The organism is Phormidesmis sp. 146-20 (genome assembly GCF_052939475.1).
Map to the genome: position 1 here is coordinate 32,125 of NZ_JBJPHT010000028.1, position 21,888 is coordinate 54,012.

The 21,888-nt window shown below is 47.6% G+C and carries 18 protein-coding genes; 9 read left to right on the forward strand and 9 right to left on the reverse strand.

All coding sequences use genetic code 11. The annotated features are described in order from the left end of the window. Positions 1-8 precede the first annotated feature (8 nt). The gene (topA, locus tag ACKFKH_RS20200; protein ID WP_446860141.1) at positions 9-1,994 is read left to right on the forward strand and encodes a type I DNA topoisomerase; all 1,986 of its coding nucleotides are present in this window, start codon (positions 9-11) and stop codon (positions 1,992-1,994) included. 116 nt (positions 1,995-2,110) lie between these two features. On the opposite strand, the gene ACKFKH_RS20205 is transcribed toward topA, so the two are convergent. The 4 genes from ACKFKH_RS20205 to ACKFKH_RS20220 form a co-directional block, all read right to left on the reverse strand. After that, positions 2,111-2,936, reverse strand: a protein-coding gene (locus ACKFKH_RS20205; protein ID WP_446860142.1) for an IS5 family transposase whose coding sequence is annotated in 2 segments (ribosomal slippage) — positions 2,111-2,587 and positions 2,589-2,936 — 825 coding nt in all. Because the reading frame shifts where the segments join, the coding sequence is not laid out codon by codon here. 142 nt (positions 2,937-3,078) lie between these two features. Then, positions 3,079-4,041: a ParB/RepB/Spo0J family partition protein gene (locus ACKFKH_RS20210; protein ID WP_446860143.1), complete on the reverse strand. Its 963-nt coding sequence runs from the start codon at positions 4,039-4,041 to the stop codon at positions 3,079-3,081. Next, the gene (locus tag ACKFKH_RS20215; RefSeq protein ID WP_446860144.1) at positions 4,031-4,678 is read right to left on the reverse strand and encodes an AAA family ATPase; all 648 of its coding nucleotides are present in this window, start codon (positions 4,676-4,678) and stop codon (positions 4,031-4,033) included. Before ACKFKH_RS20215 ends, ACKFKH_RS20210 begins: the two co-directional genes overlap by 11 nt. A gap of 214 nt (positions 4,679-4,892) precedes the next feature. Beyond that, on the reverse strand, positions 4,893-5,489 hold the full coding sequence (locus ACKFKH_RS20220; RefSeq protein WP_446860145.1) for a GUN4 domain-containing protein: 597 nt from the start codon (positions 5,487-5,489) through the stop codon (positions 4,893-4,895). 268 nt (positions 5,490-5,757) lie between these two features. Here ACKFKH_RS20220 and drmD point away from each other — a divergent pair, with 268 nt between their 5' ends. The 3 genes from drmD to ACKFKH_RS20235 are packed head-to-tail and all read left to right on the forward strand — an operon-like array spanning position 5,758 to position 13,572. Further along, entirely contained in the window at positions 5,758-8,913 is a 3,156-nt protein-coding gene (gene drmD, locus ACKFKH_RS20225) for a DISARM system SNF2-like helicase DrmD (RefSeq protein WP_446860146.1), read from the forward strand. A 36-nt stretch (positions 8,914-8,949) separates the two neighbouring features. Then, a complete protein-coding gene (locus ACKFKH_RS20230) occupies positions 8,950-9,441 on the forward strand; it encodes a hypothetical protein (protein ID WP_446860147.1) in 492 nt (163 codons plus the stop codon). Positions 9,442-9,447: 6 nt separating this feature from the next. Next, positions 9,448-13,572, forward strand: a complete 4,125-nt coding sequence (locus tag ACKFKH_RS20235; protein WP_446860148.1) for an Eco57I restriction-modification methylase domain-containing protein — start codon at positions 9,448-9,450, stop codon at positions 13,570-13,572. A 4-nt stretch (positions 13,573-13,576) separates the two neighbouring features. On the opposite strand, the gene ACKFKH_RS20240 is transcribed toward ACKFKH_RS20235, so the two are convergent. From ACKFKH_RS20240 to ACKFKH_RS20260, 5 genes are all read right to left on the reverse strand, one after another. Further along, the gene (locus ACKFKH_RS20240) at positions 13,577-13,774 is read right to left on the reverse strand and encodes a DUF2283 domain-containing protein (RefSeq protein ID WP_446860149.1); all 198 of its coding nucleotides are present in this window, start codon (positions 13,772-13,774) and stop codon (positions 13,577-13,579) included. Then, positions 13,771-14,031 carry a DUF4258 domain-containing protein gene (locus ACKFKH_RS20245; RefSeq protein ID WP_446860150.1) on the reverse strand — a complete coding sequence of 87 codons (261 nt, stop codon included), beginning with the start codon at positions 14,029-14,031 and terminating at the stop codon, positions 13,771-13,773. The genes ACKFKH_RS20240 and ACKFKH_RS20245 overlap by 4 nt, the downstream gene beginning before the upstream one ends. 514 nt (positions 14,032-14,545) lie before the next feature. Then, entirely contained in the window at positions 14,546-15,397 is an 852-nt protein-coding gene (locus ACKFKH_RS20250; protein WP_446860151.1) for a hypothetical protein, read from the reverse strand. Continuing rightward, positions 15,381-16,082 (reverse strand): hypothetical protein, encoded by a 702-nt coding sequence (locus ACKFKH_RS20255; protein WP_446860152.1) that lies wholly within the window; start codon positions 16,080-16,082, stop codon positions 15,381-15,383. The genes ACKFKH_RS20250 and ACKFKH_RS20255 overlap by 17 nt, the downstream gene beginning before the upstream one ends. Continuing rightward, the gene (locus ACKFKH_RS20260; RefSeq protein ID WP_446860153.1) at positions 16,079-16,885 is read right to left on the reverse strand and encodes a TIGR04255 family protein; all 807 of its coding nucleotides are present in this window, start codon (positions 16,883-16,885) and stop codon (positions 16,079-16,081) included. The genes ACKFKH_RS20255 and ACKFKH_RS20260 overlap by 4 nt, the downstream gene beginning before the upstream one ends. Before the next feature lie 310 nt (positions 16,886-17,195). On the opposite strand from ACKFKH_RS20260, the gene ACKFKH_RS20265 reads away from it, so the two are divergent. From ACKFKH_RS20265 to ACKFKH_RS20285, 5 genes are all read left to right on the forward strand, one after another. Then, positions 17,196-17,954, forward strand: a complete 759-nt coding sequence (locus ACKFKH_RS20265; protein ID WP_446860154.1) for an HIRAN domain-containing protein — start codon at positions 17,196-17,198, stop codon at positions 17,952-17,954. Positions 17,955-18,167: 213 nt separating this feature from the next. Next, positions 18,168-18,974, forward strand: coding sequence for a hypothetical protein (locus tag ACKFKH_RS20270; protein ID WP_446860155.1), 807 nt, complete (start codon positions 18,168-18,170; stop codon positions 18,972-18,974). A gap of 30 nt (positions 18,975-19,004) precedes the next feature. Further along, the gene (locus ACKFKH_RS20275) at positions 19,005-21,074 is read left to right on the forward strand and encodes a GmrSD restriction endonuclease domain-containing protein (RefSeq protein WP_446860156.1); all 2,070 of its coding nucleotides are present in this window, start codon (positions 19,005-19,007) and stop codon (positions 21,072-21,074) included. Between the two features lie 7 nt (positions 21,075-21,081). Beyond that, positions 21,082-21,702, forward strand: a complete 621-nt coding sequence (locus tag ACKFKH_RS20280; RefSeq protein ID WP_446860157.1) for a ribonuclease III domain-containing protein — start codon at positions 21,082-21,084, stop codon at positions 21,700-21,702. Beyond that, positions 21,695-21,877, forward strand: a complete 183-nt coding sequence (locus tag ACKFKH_RS20285; protein WP_446860158.1) for a hypothetical protein — start codon at positions 21,695-21,697, stop codon at positions 21,875-21,877. The genes ACKFKH_RS20280 and ACKFKH_RS20285 overlap by 8 nt, the downstream gene beginning before the upstream one ends. The last annotated feature ends 11 nt before the right edge of the window (positions 21,878-21,888 follow it).

The window sequence follows — 21,888 nt, forward strand, 5'->3', positions numbered from 1 at the left end:
CAATCCCCATGACCAAACTACTGATTGTTGAATCGCCAAATAAGATTAGAACGCTGAAGTCTATTTTGGGGTCAGATTGGAATATTCAAGCTTCGTTGGGACACATCACGGAGTTGGCTCAAGATGGAGAAGATTCATTAGGCTTTACGCTCCACCCTAATCAGGTTGAGTGCCGCTACCAACCACGTGTCGATCGTGGCAAAAAAATCATTGCTCAACTTCGAGAAGCCGCTAAAAACGCTGAAATGGTTTATCTGGCGACTGACCCCGATCGAGAAGGTGAGGGCATCAGTTTTCATTTGATGCAGCAGCTACGGCTTAAAAAAGGGCAGTACAAGCGCGTGACGTACACTCAAATTACCGAAGCTGCGGTCAAGGCGGCGATCGCAAATGCGAGAGAGTTGGATTTTGCGTTGGTCGGAGCGCAGCAGGCGCGGCAGTGCCTCGATAAGCTGGTGGGCTATAAAGTCTCTCCGATTCTGTGGCAGTCGAGCGGTGGGAAGAGTGCAGGACGGGTGCAGTCACCAGCCTTGCACCTCGTTTGCGATCGGGAACGGGCGATTCAGAATTTCAAGCCGACCGATTATTGGAGCGTCTGGGTTGAGTATGGGGAGGGATTTCGAGCCTACTACTTGGGTGGACTTGATGAGCTTCAAATTGCGGATAGCGACAGTGACGATCTGCAAACCGACGACGCTGCGGATACCTCCCAAGCCAAGCAGATTGAATCGAAGCGAGTGCTATCCCAAATTCAGGCGGATCAATTAGTTCAAATCGCCCAATCTCATCCCCATCATGTGATCGAGTTTGCAGGACGAGAGGTGAAGAAAAATCCGCCACCACCACTGACGACGAGTTCCCTTCAGCAAGCAGCCGGGGTTCGTTACAGTTTCGGTGTGGAGAAGACCATGCAGATCGCTCAGGCTTTGTTTGAAGGGGTGGATTTACCGCAGGGACGAAAGGCGTTGATCACCTATCACCGGACGGACAGCGTAACCCTTGCGCCTGAATTTTGCGATGCGGCGCGGCAGTGGCTTGGCAAGTATGATCCTGACAATGTGCCCGCCAAAACGGTTAAACATCGTGACAAATCTGGGGCACAGGGGGCGCACGAAGCAATCCGTCCCACCTATCTTGAAATTACGCCAGAGTTGATCCAGAGCCAATTATCACCCGATCAATTCAAGCTTTACGACTTGATCTGGCGACGGGCGATGGCATCTCAATGTGGTTCGGCTCGATTACAGAAGACTCGTGCTGTCATCCGTTCTGGTGAATTGGTGTGGGAAGCGCGGGGCAGTATTGTTGTTTTCTCAGGATATACAAAATACTGGAATGACTTGGGGCAAGATGCTCAATTGCCAACGCTCCAGGACAGACAGCCTCTCACGTTGAAGCAAGCGGCTCACACGAAAAAACAAAGTCAACCCCCAGCGCGTTTCAGCGAGGCAAAGTTGGTTCAAACCCTCGAACGTTTGGGGGTGGGTCGCCCTAGCACCTACGCTACTACGATGAAAATTCTTAAGGAGCGGGGCTACGTGCAAGTGAAGGGAAAAGTGATGATTCCAACGGAAGTGGGGTTGAAAACCGACGAAGTTTTATCCCAAATTTTACCAAATTTAATTGATGCTGGATTAACCGCAGAGATGGAAGCGTCATTGGATGCGATCGCGGATGGGAAACGGGACTGGCAACGCTACTTGATTGACTGGAATCAGAATGCTTTTCAGCCTGCGTTGGATCGTGCCCATCAGCGTTTGGGTGTTGCTGAACGCCCGATGTCCAAATCTGAAGAAGTAGGCAAGCTCACTGAACATCCTTGTCCAGTTTGCGAAAACTTTTTAGAGGAGTATCAATATCAAAGAAACAATGAGATCAGGGTGCTACTTCGTTGCTCTGACCCTAAAAATCGGCGTAAATCTTGTAAACATGTTGTCTTCTTCAGGACAAAACACGGAACGTGGTGGAACAAAGAACTTGGAGCGATCGGATAGACATCAACGCCATTTCAGCAAAAGGATGACCTCTCAGGTACACCTTACCCCAATGGGGAACTGCAAGGTAGCCGTACAGCGCGGTGGGAACGACCAAAACTGAAACCTCTAAGTGCCTATCCGAAAACTTGAATTGCCCGGATGACAATACATGCACAGCCAAGGTGTAGCATTCCCAAGTAATTCTCAGAGCGTTTCTCCCAGCGAATCAAGAGCCGTCGAAATCGATTCATCCAGGAGTGTGTTCTCTCGACTACCCAGCGTCTCGCTCGGTAATTCGGAATGTCATCAATAATGCGTTTACTTTCGTCTCGCGGCGGAATGTGCCCCACGTATCCCCAGGCTTTCACTAACTCGCGAATTTCAGCATAATCATACCCTTTGTCTAAGCATAAGTGGCGGCGTTCACCTTCTGGACAATCTTTTGGGATGATTCGCTGTGCTTCTAGCGTAGCTTCTGCTAATTTCATATCGTGTCGGTTTGCGCCATCAATCACGACTGCAAGTGGAATGCCGTTCCCATCCGTCAAGAGACTGCGTTTTGTCCCAGACTTGCCTCGGTCAGTGGGATTCGCCCCAGTTGCTTTTCCCCCCCAATGGGGCTTTGACCATTGCCCCGTCCATCGACATCCATTCCCACTCAATTCCCACTTCTTGGGCGTACTGCTTTAACCCCCCTTCCCACATCGCTAAAAATACCCCTTGCTCTACCCATTCGCTGAAGCGGTCATGCAGCATACTGGCAGCGCCTAAACTGCGCGGCAAGGCCTTCCAATGACAGCCCGTTCGCAGTACATAAAACATGGCATCTAAGGCGGCGCGATTCTCCATTCTCGGTCGTCCTCCTCTGGGTTTAGGACGCTCCGATGGAATGACACTTTGAATGCGTTCCCACACCTCATTGGGCAGGCGGAAAGCGGGGTCGATCTCGGTGAAAGTCATGGGCATAAAACCTCTGAAACTCCCTTCCCTTCAGTCTCTCATAAATCCTACGGTTTTCGGATAGGCACTAAGTCTTGGTCTCTTAAACTAACCAAAACGTTTTGGTTAGCTCAAACTAGCCGCCGCTGAATTCTCGTCTCGGCTATTTTTCGATCAGTGCCTCTAGCTGTGCTAAGAGCTTTTCAATTTGACGTTGTTTTTTAGGATCGCTCCAAATCTTTGCTTTCTTTGCTCGATGAAAGGTGTCAACGGCTCTTTGTTCTAGAGAAATTTGGTCATCAGACTCGTCCGAAGGAGCAGTTTGAACAGATTTGACTTTTTCCTTGATTTCACTCAGAGACAGATGATGCTCTCCGGCGTGATCAAGCAAAGCTCGCCTTTGGTCTTCATTCTTGAGCCTGGAGATCTCCATTGCCTTGGTGTACTCAATCTTGCCGCTTCTGAGAGCCTCTAGAATCTCTGGGGGCTTCTTCAGCAGAGGTAATCGGCTAGAGACAAATGACTTCCAGGATAAGCGCCCCAGAAACTTAAAGACTTTTTCAACTTGCTCCGCTTCTGGACTAACCAAAACGTTTTGGTTAACCGTTCCTTTGGTGGCATTATTCATCTGGTAAAGCAGGCTGATCGCTTCTTCTACCGAAGCATTTAGCTCCATTGCCAGAGCGTCTAAAGTTCCCTCCGTTTCTTCTAAAGGAGAGAGATCCTGTCGTTGAAGGTTTTCAACCAGGGAGGCAAGCAGTGCTTGTTTGTCGTCTAGATGAAAAATCTTAACTGGAACGGTGGGTAAGCCTAGAAATTGAGCCGCTCGGTAGCGCCGTTCTCCTGCAATTAACTCATACTCTCCAGATTCACCATTTAATAGGGGTCTGACCCATAGAGCAGAGCGAATTCCATTTGCTTTAATTTCTGTGTTTGCCCATTCCTCTATTTTCTGCTGATCAAAGTAGCGCCGTTTTTGCAATGAAGTCCGATGGATGGAAGACAAAGAAGCAACCTGTTCTGTCGTTTCTGATGAGACTTGCTCGATCAGCTTTTCGCCAAACACAAATTCAGAAAGTTGTGAATCTGAGTTGATCGCATCTTTCAGACTGCGCCTATTTGCCATTGAAGAACCTCACTGCTTCATTGAACAAAGCTTCATAATTTGTAGCGGCATCTTTCGCAGGTTTTCCTCGCATTCCGAAAACAGTAGAACCCTGACCGGGTGCATCCTTGATACATTGGCGATCGTAAATTACAGTTTCCATCAAAGGAACAAGGCTATCTCCCAGCGCCTCTTGCGCTTCTCTTAATAGAACCGAGCCTTTGCTGACTGCATTTAAGAAAATCGCAGCTTTAGGCATTCCTGCACGAAGCTCTTTGGCATGACGAATAAACTGAAGAATTTTTCCAGTGCTGCGAAGATCAATAATGGAGTCGCGAGAGGGGACGAGGACAAGATCGCACCTTGCTAGAATTGCCTTTGTGACCTCGGAGAGCGATCCGGGGCCATCTACGATCACAACATCAAACTCTTCTGATAGTTTTGGCAAAGCCTCAAATAGGGTTTCGGGATCGCTAATAACTTGGTAAGGCAGACCAATTTCTTTAAGCCAGACAGAGCTACTTTGTTGTCCATCAGCGTCTATGAGGGTTGTGGAATGCCCTTGCTTTGACAGCCATTCTGCTGCGTGGGCAGCTCCTGTAGATTTGCCTGCCCCACCTTTCTGATTCGCGAAAGCGAGAATCTTGGGAAGCTTCATAAATTTCAACTGACCTTCTGGGACTAACCAATGACAAGAATTCTAGCGTGAGTTGATTGTTTAGAATCTAAATTTTCCCCAGTTCTTTTCATCAACTTCTAGGTCAAGACTCGTCGTGTGTCGTTCCTATTGATCATCGTCCTCATCAAGAACTGGAAATCCTTAACCGTCCCGCTCCAATCCCAGCAATTCTTCTAACACATTGTGAAGAACGTCAATTGATGCCGCACTGTTTTAACCTTAATGGCATTTCTCGAATCCACCAGCCTCCGAAAGCGTTTTTGATGCCTGTTTGACCTGCGGGTCGGAAGGGATAAAATCCTGCTGGAACAGTAGCGGGTGGAAGATCAGAATTCCAGCCAACCTGCTGCTCGAATCGCAAGGAATCTTCATAACTGGTTCCCTTGAGGTTTCGCCAAATGGTTGCTTGGGTACTAAACCCAAAGCGTCCACCGCTGGCAGCCTTCCAGAGTCGATCGACCGTCTTTAAATCTGAGCAGGCTAAATTTCGTGTGTCCGTCGCCCTTAAATAACCCTGTTGCTCCTGACGAGCAGCTTTGAGGACTAGAACCGAAGTCAACTGATTGGCTTCCTGCCATTTTTTAGCTTGTAGTAACTGTTGAAGCGGGGCGTAATCAATTCCTGACTGCGATCGCAAGGTATCTGGGATATATGATGGCTGCTTTGACGATTGTGGCAAAGTTGTGGGAGTAGACGAGGCAAGCAGACGCGGAGCGAGTAAGCTGCTCAAACCTATGATACTGAGTCCAGCAACCATCAAGTTTTGGCTGAAAGGTCTGTGTTTTAACATTCTGTTCACGAAGCTGATAGATAGAACCTCTGATGAACACTACAGTCTGAATCTTAGGATTTTCGAGGAAGAACAAACTGAATTTCTTTAGAACAGTTAAGGGCCCCTGAAGGAGAACTGTATCGCTGCCTGAAAAAAGATAATCTTGAAACTTTCAATCAGGAATTAATCTCTACAACCAGGGGTCATTTTATACCCGTATGAGTATGATAGCTGGAGTGACCGATTTGCCCAGCCTCAACTCATATAAGATTCTGTATTTATTATCATGAGCGCGATTAAAGCCATTCCAGAGCAGGGACAACTGATTAAGGTGCGACAGCGGCTGTATGTGGTGACTGATGTGCGTCAGAATACTTTGCCCGCTGGTGTTTTATTTTCCAAAGTCACACCTGCTCAACATCTCGTGTTGTTATCCTCGATCGAAGATGACGGTCTAGGCGAAGAACTTCAGGTAATTTGGGAGTTAGAACCCGGAACACAGGTGTTTGAGCGAGTGGAATTGCCGAAACCGACGGGATTTGATGATCCAGCCCGACTCGATGCGTTTCTCGATGCGGTAAGGTGGGGCGCTTCGTCTTCTGCCGACATTCGTACCCTTCAGGCTCCGTTTCGGAGCGGAATCGACATCGAAGATTATCAGCTTGATCCCGTTGTGCGGGCGATTCAGATGCCGCGTGTGAATTTGCTGATCGCGGATGATGTGGGATTGGGGAAGACGATCGAAGCGGGTTTAGTTGCTCAAGAATTGGTGATTCGACATCGGTGTCGGCGGATTCTGATTGTGTGTCCGTCTTCACTTCAGATTCAATGGCGCGATCAGATGCGAGATAAGTTTGGGCTAGATTTCCGCATTGTGGATAGTCAATTGATGAAAGACTTGCGGCGGCAGCGAGGGATTCACGTCAATCCCTGGATTCATTTCCCTCGACTGATTACCTCGATCGATTTTCTCAAGCGCGATCGACCTTTGAGATTGCTTCGAGAAGTGCTGCCTGCCGAAGGCGAGTCGATTTATCCACGTCGGTTCGATCTACTGATCGTCGATGAAGCGCATAATGTGGCTCCCTCTGGCGGTGGACAATATGCGATCGACTCTCAGCGTACCGCTACGATTCGCCAGATGGTTCCTCACTTTGAACATAAGCTGTTTCTGACAGCAACGCCTCACAACGGTTATCCAGAGAGCTTTACAGCACTTTTGGAACTATTGGACTCTCAGCGATTTGCCAGAGGTGTGAATCCGGATCGCAATCAGCTTCAGGTCGTGATGGTGCGGCGGTTAAAGCAGGAAATGCAGAACTGGGACGGGTCGCCAATGTTTCCAGAGCGAAAATTGGCAGCGCTCTCGGTGGATTATCCACAAGCAGAGCGACAGGTTCACGCGGCGCTAAAGCGATACACGGAACTCCGCACAAAAGGCGTAGGGGATAATCTCGAAAAGTACGCGACGGAATTTGTGCTGAAGCTGCTGAAGAAACGATTGTTTTCCTCACCAGAAGCATTTCTCACCACTTTGACACAGCATCAATCGTCTTTGACTACGGCGCGTCGTCGCCAGAGTCGTTTGAGTGCTAAACCCGTTGAGGGCATTCTGCGGCGGCAAATCGAGCAGGTCGAAGAAGAGTTTGCAGATGATGAGTTGTACGAAGCGGCGACGGATGAATCGATCGACAATACGAGCCGACTCTTTCGTGCCCTTGCACCGGAAGAACAGGAGTTGTTGCGTGAGATGCTTCAGTGGGCAGAAGTTGCTGCAAGACAACCGGATGCGAAAGCGACTCAGTTACTGGAATGGATTAACACCTTTATTTGTCCCGATGGGCAATGGTCGAATGAGCGAGTGATTATTTTCACGGAGTACCGAGCGACGCAGAAATGGCTTTATAACTTGCTGGCATCAGAGGGATTTGTGCAGGGAGATCGCCTAATGATGCTTTACGGTGGGATGGACAGCGACGATCGCGAAACCGTTAAAGCTGCATTCCAGACTGATCCAGCAGTTTCTCCGGTTCGGATTTTGCTTGCAACCGATGCGGCTTCGGAAGGGTTAGATTTACAGAATTTTTGTTCGCGGCTGATTCACTATGAGATTCCTTGGAATCCGAATCGGATGGAGCAGCGGAACGGACGGGTCGATCGACATGGACAGCGATCGAGTGAAGTGCAGATCTATCACTTCGTGGGAAAAGACTATCAGAATCAAGAAACAGGGGCAACTCGACCAGGAGATTTGGAAGGCGATTTAGAGTTTCTGATGCGGGCGGCGCTGAAGGTGAACAATATTCGCGAAGACTTGGGCAAAGTGGGTTCTGTGATCGCGGCTCAGTTAGAAGAAGCGATGTTAGGGAAACGAGTCACGCTGGATACGACGATCGCAGAGCGCGAATCGGAACCTGTGCGCCGGATGCTGAAGTTTGAGCGGAAAGTGCGAGATCAAATTGAAAAGCTGCGCGAACAACTGCATGAGACGCGGCAAAATTTGAGATTAACTCCAGAGAACATCGAATCAGTGGTGCAAATTGGGTTGGAGTTAGCGGATCAGCCCGCGTTGATCGAAGCAGAGATCGAAGGAGTGCAGGGTCGATCGTTTTATTTGCCTCAGTTAAAAAGCAGTTGGGCGGCTTGTGCGGAAGGATTAGAGCATCCGCATACAAAAGAGATTCGCCCGATCGTCTTTGATCCAGATGCGGCACATGGGCGAGATGATGTGGTGTTGGCACATTTGAACCATCGCCTAGTGCAGATGTGTCTACGGTTATTGCGGGCTGAGGTTTGGTCTACTGAGGGCAGAAAGCAGTTGCATCGGGTGACGGCGAGAGTGGTTTCGTCGCAGTCGGGTTTGGATACTCCAGCCGTCGTCGCATACGGGCGATTAGTGATTTTAGGGAGTGATCAGCAACGCTTGCATGAAGAGATGATCGCGGCGGGTGGAATCTTGAAAGAGGGACGATTTAGCCGATTAGGAGTGATCAAACTGCAATCGGCATTGGGAGCAGTTTTGCCAGGAACCGTTCCTGAAGCGATGCAGCAGAAATTGGCTCAGATGTGGGACAAGTGTGAGAGTTCATCAATGCAGGCGCTAGAGGCACGAAAAGCAGATCGATCGACGAGTCTACAGCAGGATTTGCAGAATCGGGCGGATAAAGAGGTTGCGGATATTACTGCGATTCTGACTGAGCTACAGAAAAGTATTCTCAGTGAGTTGCAGGAACCTCAAGTCGAACAGCTTGAGATTTTCAGCAATCCAGAGCGGGAACAGTTTGAGCGGAATATGAACAGCCTCAAAGCGAGAGCAGAACAGATTCCGATCGAGATCGAGCAAGAAACGGCACTGATTCGGAAGCGATTTGAAAATCCTACGGCACGGCTATTTCCTCTGGCAGTCATGTTTTTGGTTCCCCAAAAGCTTATTCGTCCCTAGTAGGCTAGAAAAGCTGATTTTAACGGCTGCTGATTTATGCAAAAGACTCATGCCTTCGCACTGCTTGCTCCAGTTCCAGAGATGCACTTGATTTCTGGATTAGAAGCGATCGCGCTTCAACTCGATTCCGATGAGTTTCCGGCTAATGATGTGCCGAAAGTGGCGTTTGGCAGTATAGATTTTGAATTGTTTGCAGAAGTCGAGCAACTGAGGTCGAACAAAGCGATCGAAGTTTTGATTTATGCGTCTCATGTGAAAGGCGATCAGCCGTTGAATTCAGAGGCGACTTGGCGCGGATTGTATGTTGGCTATGTTGGATCGCGTCGCGGTCGGTATCCAGGAAAAGGGATTCATCGTCCTAAATCGACTGTTACTGATCGTCCAACTTGGGCGGTATTTTGGGAGGTGCAAGAATTGGAGCGGCTCAAAACTCCAATCGTGATCGGAACGTTGCAAGGTAGAAATAAGAAGACGAATTATCAAGCTCGATTTATTCCCGAAGGTCCCGTTCTGATTGAATCTCCGTAACTATCTATGTCTACTGCTCGTCATCACGCTGAATGGTTATCTCTGGTTGAAGCGTCGGGTCCGTTTTTGAGTTTGCCTGTGCTGCTCAAGACGTTTCCGGCTGGGTTAGACGCTCATGATCCAGAACATTTGAAATTGCTGCGATCGGCGTTTGAAGAGTGGCAGGATAATCAGGCTGGACTGAAGCCAGAAGTGGCAATTCACCGGGCTTGGGTGGAATTTGTACTGAAGCAAACGTTGGAATTGCCGGATGAAGTGTTGCTGAGTGGGCAACAGATTCCGGCGGGGTTGAGCGTGACGATCGCGGAACAGAGCGAGACGATTCGACCAGATTGGGTTGTGGTAAATCCGACGGGAACACCAGACGCGGGAAAGCCTCGGCTATTGGTGCAGATTGTTCCATCGGGGCAGGGATTAGAAAAGCCATTGAAGGGATCGCGATCGTCGTCGAGTCCTGCAACTCGAATGATGGAATTGCTTCATGCTTGCAATGTGCGGTTGGGATTAGTGACGAATGGCGAACATTGGATGCTGGTGAACGCTCCTAAAGGAGAAACGACCGGATTTATTTCCTGGTACAGTTCGCTTTGGATCGAGGAGCATTTGACACTGCGGGCGTTTCGGAGCTTGCTGGGGGTGCGGCGATTTTTTGGAGTCGATGACTCTCAGATTTTAGAGAAGCTGCTGGCGGATAGTTTGACCGATCAGCAAGAAGTGACCGATCAGTTAGGCTATCAGGTGCGGCGGGCGGTGGAGGTGTTGGTGAGCGCGATCGCACGTCTTGACCAAGATCAAAACGGCGCATTGCTGAAAGACATTTCAGAACCTCGGCTTTATGAGGCGGCGCTGACGGTGATGATGCGGTTGGTGTTTCTGTTTTGTGCAGAGGAGCGGGGCTTATTGTTGCTGGGTGATCCAATTTATGACCAGCACTATGCCGTGTCTACGTTGCGCGAACAGTTGCGATCGCACGCGGATCAGTACGGCGAAGAAGTGTTAGAGCGGCGATCGGATGCGTGGTGTCGATTGTTAGCAACGTTTCGAGCGGTGTATGGCGGAATTTTTCACAATACGTTGCAGCTTCCTGCGTATGGTGGCAGTTTGTTCGATCCCGATCGCTTTCCATTTTTAGAAGGCAGAGTGAAGGGAACGAACTGGTTAGAATCTGAGGCTGATCCGTTGCGGATTAACAATCGGATTGCGCTGCATTTGTTAGAGGCACTGCAAATTCTTCAGATTCGCGTACCTGGAGGAGTCGAGCCGCGTCGATTGTCGTTTCGAGCATTGGATATTGAGCAGATTGGGCACGTTTATGAGGGCTTGCTGGATCATACGGCGGTGCGGGCGACGGTTCCAGTGTTGGGATTGGTGGGGACGCGCTATCAGGAACCGGAGATTGAACTCGCAGAATTGGAGCGATATCAGGTTGAGGGTGAAGACAAGCTATTGGTATTTTTGAAAGAGCAGATGGGGAAATCACCTGCTGCAATTAAGAAATTGCTGAATGCAGAGATTGAACCTCGCGAGGTGCAGCGATTACGGACGGCTTGCAATAATGACCCGAATTTGTTCGATCGCGTTCTTCCCTTTGCTGGATTGATTCGGAAAGATACACTGGACTATCCGATCGTGATTTCAGTAGGCAGTGTGTATGTCACCGAAGGAGTCGATCGACGACAGAGCGGAACACACTATACGCCGCGCAATTTGACCGAGGAGATTGTGCAGTACACGCTGGAACCGTTGGTGTATGAGGGTGTGGCTGAGGGGAAAGCGAAAGAAGACTGGAAACTGCGATCGGCTTCTGAATTGCTGCAATTGAAGATTTGCGATTTGGCGATGGGCAGTGGGGCGTTTTTGGTGCAGACTTGTCGCTATTTGGCGGGGAAATTGGTGGAGGCGTGGACGCAGGCGGAGGCGGAAAATCCGGGGCAGATTGTGATTGCGCCAGAGGGAACGCTGTCGATCGCGCTTCCAGATGAGTGTCCGATTCCGAAGGAGCCGGAGGAGCGGGTGCTAGTGGCGCAGCGGACTGTGGCGGATCGGTGTTTGTATGGGGTGGATAAGAATCCGTTGGCGGTGGAGATGGCGAAGTTGTCGCTGTGGCTGGTGACACTGTCGAAAGGGCGACCGTTTACGTTTTTGGATCATGCGCTGAAGTGGGGCGATTCGCTGTTGGGAATTACTCGCGCTGAACAGATTGAGTATTTGAATTTGAAGCCGGATCGTGCAACGACGACTTATCCAATCGCTTCGCAAATTTGGCGACCAATCTTAGATGAAGCGATCGCGAAACGTCGAGAGCTAGAGAGCTTTAGTACGAATGTGATTCAGGATTTAGAGGAGAAAGAACGACTGTTTAAAGAAGCAGAACAGTTAATCGATCGATTGCGGTTTGTAGGTGATCACTTGATTGCTAGAGCGCTTGCAGATGCAGGAAAAACAGCGAATTTACTTACAGAAGATTTACTTGTCGTTTCTGAGCGAATTGAGAAAGAGCTAGAACGGAAGGAAACGCAGGAAGAATCTCTAGAGATTCAATCTCTGAAAGCGAGTACCGAGCGAATGATGAATCTGGGAAATCCAGAGACTCAAGCGCCTCGAAAACCGTTTCATTGGTTGCTAGAGTTTCCAGAGGTGTTTTTGGAAGGAGAGGGATTTAGTGCGATCGTCGGTAATCCTCCATTTCTTGGAGGTCGCTATCTTAGTGGACATTTTGGTAATGACTATTTGAACTGTTTAAAGTCAGATATTGCATTTGGCAAAAAGGGAAATAGCGATATAATTTCGTACTTCTATTTGAGAGGTAATTTGCTAATTAAGAAGCAAGGAACGGCAGGCTTTATCGGAACTAAAACTTCTATTGAAGGAGACACCCACGATATGGGTCTAGCGCAACTGACAAAAAGTGGTTCAGAACTATACTCAGCCTTTACTTCAAGGAAGTGGTCTGGCGATGCTTCTGTTTTATTTGTGGAAATATTTTGGAGTAAAGGAACATGGAATGGCAGACGCTCACTTGATGATTTAGAAGTTTCTTGCATTAGCTCTCAGCTAACCGACGGAAACTATAAACAGCCAAATCAACTTGCTCAACTTGTTAACTCCTATCAAGGATCGTATGTTCATGGCATGGGATTTTTTCTAACGCCTGAGCAGCGTTATTTAATCCTTGAAAAAGATGAAAAAAGTGCTTCCTGTATTTTTCCATGTATCACTGCAAATGATTTTAACAATTCACCTTCTTTGAAATCAGACAGATTCGTGATTTATTTTGGAGAGATGCTTGAAGAAGAAGCTTCTCAGTATTCTGGTGCATGGCAGCACGTTCTTGAAAATGTAAAAGATGAGCGTCAAAAAGCTGGTAATCAAAGATATAAGCTGGCTGACTATTGGTGGAGATTTAAGCATCCTACAAAACCCCTTTATGAAGCTACGTGGCAACAGAGCAAAACTCTTGTTTGCCCAGTTGTTTCTAAGTACTTATCATTTGCTTGGTTAACTGAAAGAACTATTCTTCTTAACAAAATGTTTGCATTTATTGATGCAAGTGGTGAGTCTTTTACTATATTACAAAGTAGTATCTATGATTTTTGGGCTAGATATTGGTCTGGTAGCCTTGGCGAAACACTGCAATTTGCTCCTACTGACTGTTTAAATAATTTCCCTTTCCCCACACCCAATCCCTCAGACCTCACTACCCAATTCCCAACCCTAAACACGATCGGCGAAACCTACTACACCCATCGCCAATCCATCATGCTCGATCGACAAGAAGGACTCACCAAAACCTACAACCGCTTCCACGAAGCAAGCGAGACCGCAGCCGACATTGCGAAACTGCGATCGCTGCACCTCGAAATGGATCAACAAGTCGCGATCGTCTATGGTTGGCAAGACCTCGACTTAGGGCACGACTTTCACCAAACTAAGCAGGGCATCCGCTTTACCATCAGCGAAACGGCGCGGCGGGAAGTCCTCGATCGACTGTTGCAACTGAACCACGATCGATATGCTGAAGAAGTTGCCCAGGGTTTACATGACAAAAAGGGCAAAAGTAAAAAAACAAAAGGAAAAACCAGTGCAGCCAAAAAACCTCAAACAGACAATGAACAACTGAGCATTCTATGAATCTTCAACCCATCACAATATGTTCGAGCGATCGCGGGTCTTTCACCCGCACAGAAGCACTCAAAACCTCCAAACCAACCACATTTCCCGCCTCGTCATAGTCCAAAATGATCCCCGATTGATCCTGATTACTTTCCTCGATCGGGGCATCACTCAACACAATCCGCAACACATCCACCTCAGCATCATAAATAACCTTCATTCCTGCCTCCAATAGCGTTTAATCTGGCTGGTTCGATAAATTGTAATCACGATCGCAGGTTCCGTATTATCAGCCACGATCGCCCGAACTAAATAAGTTTTACCATTCCCAAATTCAAACTGCGACTGATACGCCTTTTTCCCATCTCGATCGTCCACAATTTGCTGCGGACTCTGCAAAACTTCATCCAAAAACTCCCTTGGAATCTCTCGCCGTTCCCGCTCCTCCTCTGCATGACGCGAAATATAAAAACTCATTGCCTCAAAAACCTTCAAATCTCCCCAAGCTTACGGCGAAACAGAGCGCGATCGCATACAGTTGACCTCGACTTAGGGCACGACTTCCACCCCACCAAGCAAGGCATTCGATTCACCATCAGCGAAACGGCTCTACGCGAAATCCTCGAACGCGAAGCGCGCTGCAAGCATCAACTGTTGCAACTAAACCACGAGCAGCTTTGCTGTGCCAAAGGCATCGCTATGCTGAAGAAGTCGCCCAAGGTTTACACGACAAGAAAAGACCAAAAAACAAAGGCAAAACCACCAAACAGAAAAAAGCTGACGAGATCCACCCCAAGACGAGCAAATCACCCTATTCTAGCCCAATTTGGTAAAGTTAAAACAGCATTGAGGACATCAGCGCATGACTGACACCGCTAACTTCGGACAGACTCTACTAGAAACAGTGTGCGCTGCTTTGCAGATACCGCAAGGGTCGCTACCTCCCACCCAGCCTTTACAAACTAGGACTACCAGATGATGTACTATCCTCTCAACTTTGAATAGAAAGGTGGTCTAAATCGAGCCGATCGCTCTGCACATACTCTTTTGCCGTCATATCTTCTAACGTTGTTACAACACCTTCCACACGCTGAAAACGTCCAGCAGCAGAAACCAACCTCAACCACTTCTCAAGCAATTTATTCCAACTGATTCCCTGAAACTGAAGGTCTTCCTCATTCCGAATAAACCAAAACATCAGTTCTATAGAAACTGCATCCCAAGCAGGAGAAGCTTGAACCCGAATCTCTTGTAGCGATCGTAAAGCCTCTCCTTCAGGGCTATTCTTACTATGCTTGCTTTGTAGCTGTTTCTGGAGTGGTCTAATGAACTCAGTGAAATCATCTGGAAATGCAAATCGAACTCGCTTTCGAGCCAATGCTTGCCCTAAATTTCTGAAATCCTGATCACTGATACACCCAACTTGCCGCTCCCATTCTGTAACAACGGCTTTCTCAATCGTCATGACCCGATCGAGATCTGCTACAAGACTTAACTCAGCCGCACCTGGAATAAACGCATACTGAGGTCGTCTCCCTCGCTGCACCTCCTGTAAAGATGCAGCCTCCACCTCAACTAACGGCACAACCTCCACAAATGGGCGATCCTCACAAGAACGTACAATATCGCAAGTTTGCGTCACAACAACCAAACCCTGAACTGCAACCTCTGTCAGATCCACACCTTCCTGAGCATCTCTGATCGCTTCCTGCGTAATCGGCTTCTGAAGGTTGTATCGTAAAACAAACCATTGTTCTCCTAGGACAAAATCCCCTTGTCTCCAGGCTTGAAGAGAAGTAGTTACTGCTTGCAGCCAATCTCCTCGGTCATTGATTTGCGTCATGCTTACGATTCCTTACCACCCGTGCAGGTTTTGATCGCTCAACCTCTCGATGCACCGGATCTTGTAGTGCATCTACTAAATCCGCTGGAGGAGGAGGTAACCGAGACATGATCGCAGTTTCAGACAATGCGGCAACTTGCGGTTTTGGCAGCGCATTCCCCTCTCCCAAACGTTGTTTTACCTCCTCATACTTTCTTTCTGCTAGCAAATCGATCGGTAGCTGGGAATCATCATCAGGACTCAGAAGCAGATTACGATTTAGGCTAGCACTTCCACGATCGATAGATCGAACAGTTCCCAACAACCGATGCAAAGTTTCTTCATGCGCTTTCGATAACGCCTGACCGCTAGCCCAAAAATGCAATGTTCTGCGTGAAACCTGAAAAAGATTCGCAAGTTGATCCCAAGTTAATCCACTCAACCGCCTCAATTCACTCAAAGCCTCCTGAGTCAACTCAGTTGAATTAGAAGCCTCATTATCCGAGACAGCCAGGTGGACAGGTAATCCACTTGTGGTTCTTCTAAAATTTTCTAATGCAGCAGAACTCATTGGCACATCATGGGATGCCGTTCCAGGTAGATGCAGGATCAGCACGCCCACTGCACTAGCAGCGGTGTGACCCATTGCGCCTAAAGCAGAAGTCCTGGCAACAGCATCTAACCTTCTTGTAGACATAGTATTCATGCATCACCTCCAAAGCGCCGCAAAAAGCTTGGAGTCACCGCCCATCGAAAAAAAGTATAGATCCGTTCAGCGAAATGTTGTGCTTCATGCATCAGCACTCCAATGTTAAACTCGCGATTTTTAGACAAGGACATATCTAAATCCAAAATCCAGCTTTGCTGATCGATTGGCTCGATCGCATACAAGTCAAAGCTCGTACCAGCAGGTATTAACCCCCATCGAGCAACAATCTGCTCCTCTCCATTGGGAAGATTGAATAGTGATTCATTAATAGTTTGGTGAACAGATGCTCTAATGTCTAAACCGATAATCCCTGAAATCTCAGGGCGCACCAAATCTGCAAGCTGATTGACATCTTCTCCAACCAATCGATCGATATAGCGGAGTCCAAGACGTTCCACAACTTGAGGCTGAATATATGTTTCCAGCGCAGCCAACACTACTTCTAATCGCTTTAGAAAATCATTGCGGCTTAAGTAAGCAGTAGTTTCCAGTGCAACAAAGTCAGGTGCTAATGTAACTCGCCAGTTTTCACCTAGGTCTGTAAATCGCCATGTTGTCCGAGGTTCAGTCGGTACTATTCCTTGCATACCCACCACAAACCCCTGAGTTTGCTCTGGTTGTAGAATGGGATACTGTTTCCGTAGTGCTTCTTGAAATCCGCTCACAAACTCTTTTCGCTCGATCGATAGGATCAGCGGGAAACGAACTTGAGCAAGCACACGAACCAAAGGTGCGTTTTTCAATGGCACTTCATCAGGCGGTAGCGCTGTGAGTGGATTAAAGTGAGTCGCTTGATCCATATTCTGGTAAGGGTGGAGAAACAACCTGGATTGAGAAACTGGCGTACATTTCTCATGGTTCCCCATGCCCATCTTAGGAGAGATATGTGAAATAGAGTGTGAAGTTTCTCCAGAATTGCCATGTTTTATCTCCTGAGTTACCCCAATCACCTCGTGATCGCCACCTCTTCTTCAGCATATTTAGAAGATGATATGAGAACACATTTTTCAGAATCCCTCAAACTCGTATCTCTTAGACTGCCATTTAATTCGCTTGTCAAATCCTTGAAATCAACCAAACCAGATTCCTCGGCTTGCGGGAGACTCTCTTATGACAATGCTTTTCCTCGCTTGGCAAGACCCATCTTCACGCGCCTGGTTCCCGATCGGTAAGCTCACCTACGATGGGAAACTGTATCACTTTGCCTATCTTCAAGGGGCTTTAGAGGCACAGCAGAAAGCAGATTTCCAACCCCTGCTGTCATTTCCCGACCTTCATCAAACCTACGGCTCACCAGAACTGTTTCCCCTGTTTGCGAATCGCCTCCTGCGCCCCTCTCGTCCAGACTATGCAGACTTCGTGCAATGGCTCAACTTGCCTGAACATCAAGACGATCCCATTGCCCTCCTCGCTCGTAGCGGCGGTAGACGCGCAACGGATTCCTTTGAAGTTTTCCCCTGTCCAGAGCGCGATCCGCAGGGGCAGTATCACGTTCACTTTTTCGCACACGGACTTCGGTACATTCCACCCGAAAGCCAGCAATATATTCAAGCTCTGCAAATTGGAGAGGAATTGCAGGTCATGCACGATCTTCAAAATCCCGTCGATTCCAGAGCCTTAATTCTACGTACCAAAAAATTACACATCGTTGGATTCTGCCCCCGCTATCTAGTGCAAGACTTTTTTGAGTTGGTCTGCCAGTTTCCCCACAAAGTCAAGATTTCAGTGGAACGCATTAATCCTCCTCCGACTCCGCTCCAGTACCGTCTCCTCTGCAATTTGACCACCGAATGGGCAGAAGATTTTCATCCTTTCTCTGGATCGGCATATCAGACGATCATTCCTGAAGCATCGCAAATTCCTGCCTAAACCCCAACATAAAACCCAAGACCGCAAAAATGCTCAAATTCTTTGCCAAATTTGTGTGTCCGATAGCACCTGAACCACCAACTCAAACTCATCTGTAAGCGCTACGCTGGAGAAGTTGAGCAGGACTTGCATAGTAAGCAAAAAGCCAAGAAGCACAAGGAAAATTGTGCTTCAATCCTGCTCTACAGAACCGTCTTGGTTAGAGGAGCAGCAATGGCACTGGGAGATGAACTGTTTTTGAGAGCCGGAGCAGTAGATGTAGATGCTGCTGTGATTGGTGTCGGTCGTGCCCGTTGGTCTTCATTGTCTCCTGAAGATGCAGCGTCCACCGAAAAAGCAATTCAGACGATGCGAACCCATTGTTTCGATGTCCTGCCGATTGACGAGGGCATTGACAAACCGATCTATGACTATTTCCACACACAGGACTGGGGAAAATGGACGGATGAAACAGTTGTGCGATCGCAGGTGAATTTCAAAGACGTGTTGCCTGCTCAAACTTCTGTACTTGACTTGATCAAAGAATTTGTGAACAACGATCGGCTGTTCTTCTTCCTCTCTCACGAACACCGCATTGTAGGCTTAGTTTCAGTTGCCAATTTGAATTCTAGACAAGTCAAGTTCTACCTTTTTGCTCTGCTATGCGAGCTTGAAACTCGCTTAGGAAAGTTGATCCGAATAAATTTGGATGAAACTAAAATTCTTGCCAAGCTGGATGAATCTGCTAAGCAGGATTATCAAAATGACCAAGATAGAGGATTTGATAATGATCCAATTCAATATCTGTATTTGTCTTCACTAATCGATTTAGCGCGAACTGAGAGGCTATTTGAGCAGATAGGGTATCCCAGCAAAAAGCAATTTGAAAAATTGAACACTCTGAACGAACTTCGGCATCAAATTATGCACCCGGTGCGATCGCTTGTCCATAATAAAGAGTCCCTTGACAAGCTTTGGGATCGCATGGAGAAATTACAAGATGTGTTGTTTCGTCTGCGGCAACTCCAAGGCATCAACTAACCTCAATCTTCCCCCGGAGTCCCGATCGCGATGGCAACCACGCAGAAAATTCAATCCCTCATTGACGATATTCAAAAGAATCGCTATTTTCTCCCAGAATTTCAGCGCGGCTTCCGGTGGAACTCCGAGCAAGTGAAAAAATACTTCCAATCCCTGTACCGAGGCTATCCAACAGGTGCTTTTCTAGTTTGGAAAGCTGAGATACCCTCGAAAATCAAAGGCAGTACTCCCACCGAGGACAACACCTTCACTCGTCTAATTCTGGATGGGCAACAACGCCTTACTACCCTTTACACACTGATCAAAGGCTTTCCGCCGAATTGGATCGAAGGCAAACCGCCCAGAACGGATCTCTACTTCAATCTAGAAGCCGAGGAATTCCAATACTTCACCCAAACCCTGATGAGTGGAAAGAAAGAATGGATTGCAGTTGCTGACTTGTTACAGAAAGGGGCAGGTGCTTACATTGCCAGCGTCGCCAGCAGCAATCCTGAACTTTCTGGGTATCTCCTCACCCAGCTAGAACGCCTAAACCGTCTCGACAACATCAAAAATTACGAATATTACATTCAGGAAGTGGAACAACAAGATCCGCTGCAAGTGGTTGAAATCTTCAATCTTGTGAACAGCGCAGGTACACCGCTATCCGATGCAGATTTGGCTTTAGCGCTCATCACCGGACGTTGGGAAGACTGCAAAGATAAAATGCGATCGGCAGCCGAAAAATACAGCAAAGTCCACTTTCACTTCGACTTAGATTTCTTCACTCGCTGCATTTCCGTGATTGCAACTTCTCGTGGAGTCTTCGACAATGTTTCAAGCTTAACCAAAGATGATTTGATCGATGCTTGGAATAGAACTGAGAAATCCCTCGATTATCTCGTCAATGTTCTGCCAAAACACGGGTACATCGATGACACTTCTTTCCTGAGTACGCCGTATATTTTCTTCCCGCTTGTCTATTACATTTCCAACAACGGCTTCAAGTTTCCAGACACCCAAACACGCGATAAATTTCTATACTGGGTCTACAATGCCTTGATGTGGGGACGATACAGCAGCAGTTCTGAATCATCGCTCGATCGAGATGTCAGAACTTTGAAAGAAACCAACTCCGTTGATGAACTGATCAAAATGGTCGCTCTCGTCCGGGGTGGAAATCTTGAAGTGACTGAGGCTGATTTAGAGCTACAGGGCGTGAGAAGCCGACTCTACCAAATCTTTTACATCCTCGTTCGTCGCAACGGAGCCGCTGACTGGGCTGATCCTTCACTGCCCCTCTACAACAATATTGTGGGGCGCACTTATTCGATCGAGCGACATCACATTTTCCCCAAAAGCAAGCTCTACAAAATCTTCAGTTCCAACTCTTCTTACGATAAGAGCCTGGTCAATGAGTTAGCCAACATTGCTCTGCTCACTTCTGCAACCAATCACAGCATCTTCAACACTGATCCATCAGCATACCTACTCAACATTGATGAAAATCAACTGCGCTGTCAGTTTGTTCCTGTTGAATCTGAACTTTGGCAAATGAGCCGAGAGGGTTACTTGGCATTTATCAAAGAACGCAGACGGCTTCTCGCTCTCGGAATTAACAAATTTCTCAATGAGCTTTATCAGGGCAAATCGACTATTCACGTTTCACGCGACATAGATCAGTGGCGACAGCGGCTTGACCAAGCAGAACTTGCAATTCGTCAATTGATTCTAGAAATTGCCACAGAATATGAGGAAGACATTAATCCCAACTCCTATATTCCACAGCACTTCGTCGCCAAAATCGATGGTAGAGTTCAGAAATACCTGAGAGACAATCCCTCTGAAAATTTAGAGACATTCAAATCGCTCAAGAAGCGACTGCAATTCTTTGATATGTCTGAATACTGTGAATTAATTGTCAGCAATAGTAACTGGCAGTACTTTGAATCCTACTTTGGCAGTAAAGGAGCAGTTCAGAGTCGTTTTACCCAACTTCAAAGCCTTAGAAACACTCTGGCTCACAATCGCGATTTAACGGATGTCATCATCAAAGATGGCGAAGCCGCAATTCTTTGGTTTTCCAGCATCCTGAGAAAATACTCTTTAGCTGCGGCATAGTTCCCTGATGACTTACAAGCTCAACATCAAGCTCGAAGCGGCGAAGCAAGCGCTCGCGCTTCCTGACTTTCAGCGCGACGATCTCCTTCGCCTTGCACTCACAGATCTCTCAACTCTTCAACTTCCAAGCGTTTTAGCATCAGAACGGCAAGCGATCGTGCTGCAATATCGACGTTTGGCATTCTTAGGCGATCGACTACTGGATGCAATTCTCGCAGACTACCTTTTTGAAACTCATCTATCGCTGACGAATCAGGACCTGGATGACTGGCGACAAAATATCACCTGCCGGGAATCTTTAACCAAATTTGCGATCGCGCTCGGCTTGCCTAATTTCTGCTCATCCTGGAATAAGCCAAACCGCAGACCGCCCGAAACTGAGCCGGGAATCTACGGGGAAATGTTTGAAGCGCTTGTTGCCGTGATTTATCTGGATAGCAACCGAAATTTTGAAAAAGTCTATCAGTGGGTGCGCGATCGCTTTATTCGAGAAATTGTCGGACGCGATGAAGAGAACTTCGAGTTGAAAGAGGATTTTAATGTCAGCATTACGACTGAAGACTACTTGGAAATGATTGGCTTAGAGGGCTTTTCTGAACATTGGGCACCTGGTGATGATGATGACTAGCACAACAGTCGGAAAATCGATCATCTCTGTTCCCTCGATCAAAGCAACCCGCGATCGCTGTTGGGATGTCTATCAACAGCTAAAAAATGGAACTTCTATTCACGATCCTCAAGCGCTAGATGTCCTAGACATTATACTGAGGAAGATTGGGCGCAATAATCCAATACTCGTTTAAGCAATTGTTCG

Excerpts from the sequence above, each read along its gene's own strand:
- ACKFKH_RS20255 (WP_446860152.1), bottom strand. The coding sequence starts at position 16,082 with ATGAATACTATGTCTACAAGAAGGTTAGATGCTGTTGCCAGGACTTCT.
- ACKFKH_RS20265 (WP_446860154.1), top strand. The coding sequence starts at position 17,196 with ATGACAATGCTTTTCCTCGCTTGGCAAGACCCATCTTCACGCGCCTGG.
- drmD (WP_446860146.1), top strand. The coding sequence starts at position 5,758 with ATGAGCGCGATTAAAGCCATTCCAGAGCAGGGACAACTGATTAAGGTG.
- ACKFKH_RS20240 (WP_446860149.1), bottom strand. The coding sequence starts at position 13,774 with ATGAAGGTTATTTATGATGCTGAGGTGGATGTGTTGCGGATTGTGTTG.
- ACKFKH_RS20245 (WP_446860150.1), bottom strand. The coding sequence starts at position 14,031 with ATGAGTTTTTATATTTCGCGTCATGCAGAGGAGGAGCGGGAACGGCGA.
- ACKFKH_RS20270 (WP_446860155.1), top strand. The coding sequence starts at position 18,168 with ATGGCACTGGGAGATGAACTGTTTTTGAGAGCCGGAGCAGTAGATGTA.
- ACKFKH_RS20285 (WP_446860158.1), top strand. The coding sequence starts at position 21,695 with ATGACTAGCACAACAGTCGGAAAATCGATCATCTCTGTTCCCTCGATC.
- ACKFKH_RS20260 (WP_446860153.1), bottom strand. The coding sequence starts at position 16,885 with ATGGATCAAGCGACTCACTTTAATCCACTCACAGCGCTACCGCCTGAT.
- topA (WP_446860141.1), top strand. The coding sequence starts at position 9 with ATGACCAAACTACTGATTGTTGAATCGCCAAATAAGATTAGAACGCTG.
- ACKFKH_RS20280 (WP_446860157.1), top strand. The coding sequence starts at position 21,082 with ATGACTTACAAGCTCAACATCAAGCTCGAAGCGGCGAAGCAAGCGCTC.
- ACKFKH_RS20275 (WP_446860156.1), top strand. The coding sequence starts at position 19,005 with ATGGCAACCACGCAGAAAATTCAATCCCTCATTGACGATATTCAAAAG.
- ACKFKH_RS20230 (WP_446860147.1), top strand. The coding sequence starts at position 8,950 with ATGCAAAAGACTCATGCCTTCGCACTGCTTGCTCCAGTTCCAGAGATG.
- ACKFKH_RS20235 (WP_446860148.1), top strand. The coding sequence starts at position 9,448 with ATGTCTACTGCTCGTCATCACGCTGAATGGTTATCTCTGGTTGAAGCG.
- ACKFKH_RS20220 (WP_446860145.1), bottom strand. The coding sequence starts at position 5,489 with ATGTTAAAACACAGACCTTTCAGCCAAAACTTGATGGTTGCTGGACTC.
- ACKFKH_RS20210 (WP_446860143.1), bottom strand. The coding sequence starts at position 4,041 with ATGGCAAATAGGCGCAGTCTGAAAGATGCGATCAACTCAGATTCACAA.
- ACKFKH_RS20250 (WP_446860151.1), bottom strand. The coding sequence starts at position 15,397 with ATGACGCAAATCAATGACCGAGGAGATTGGCTGCAAGCAGTAACTACT.
- ACKFKH_RS20215 (WP_446860144.1), bottom strand. The coding sequence starts at position 4,678 with ATGAAGCTTCCCAAGATTCTCGCTTTCGCGAATCAGAAAGGTGGGGCA.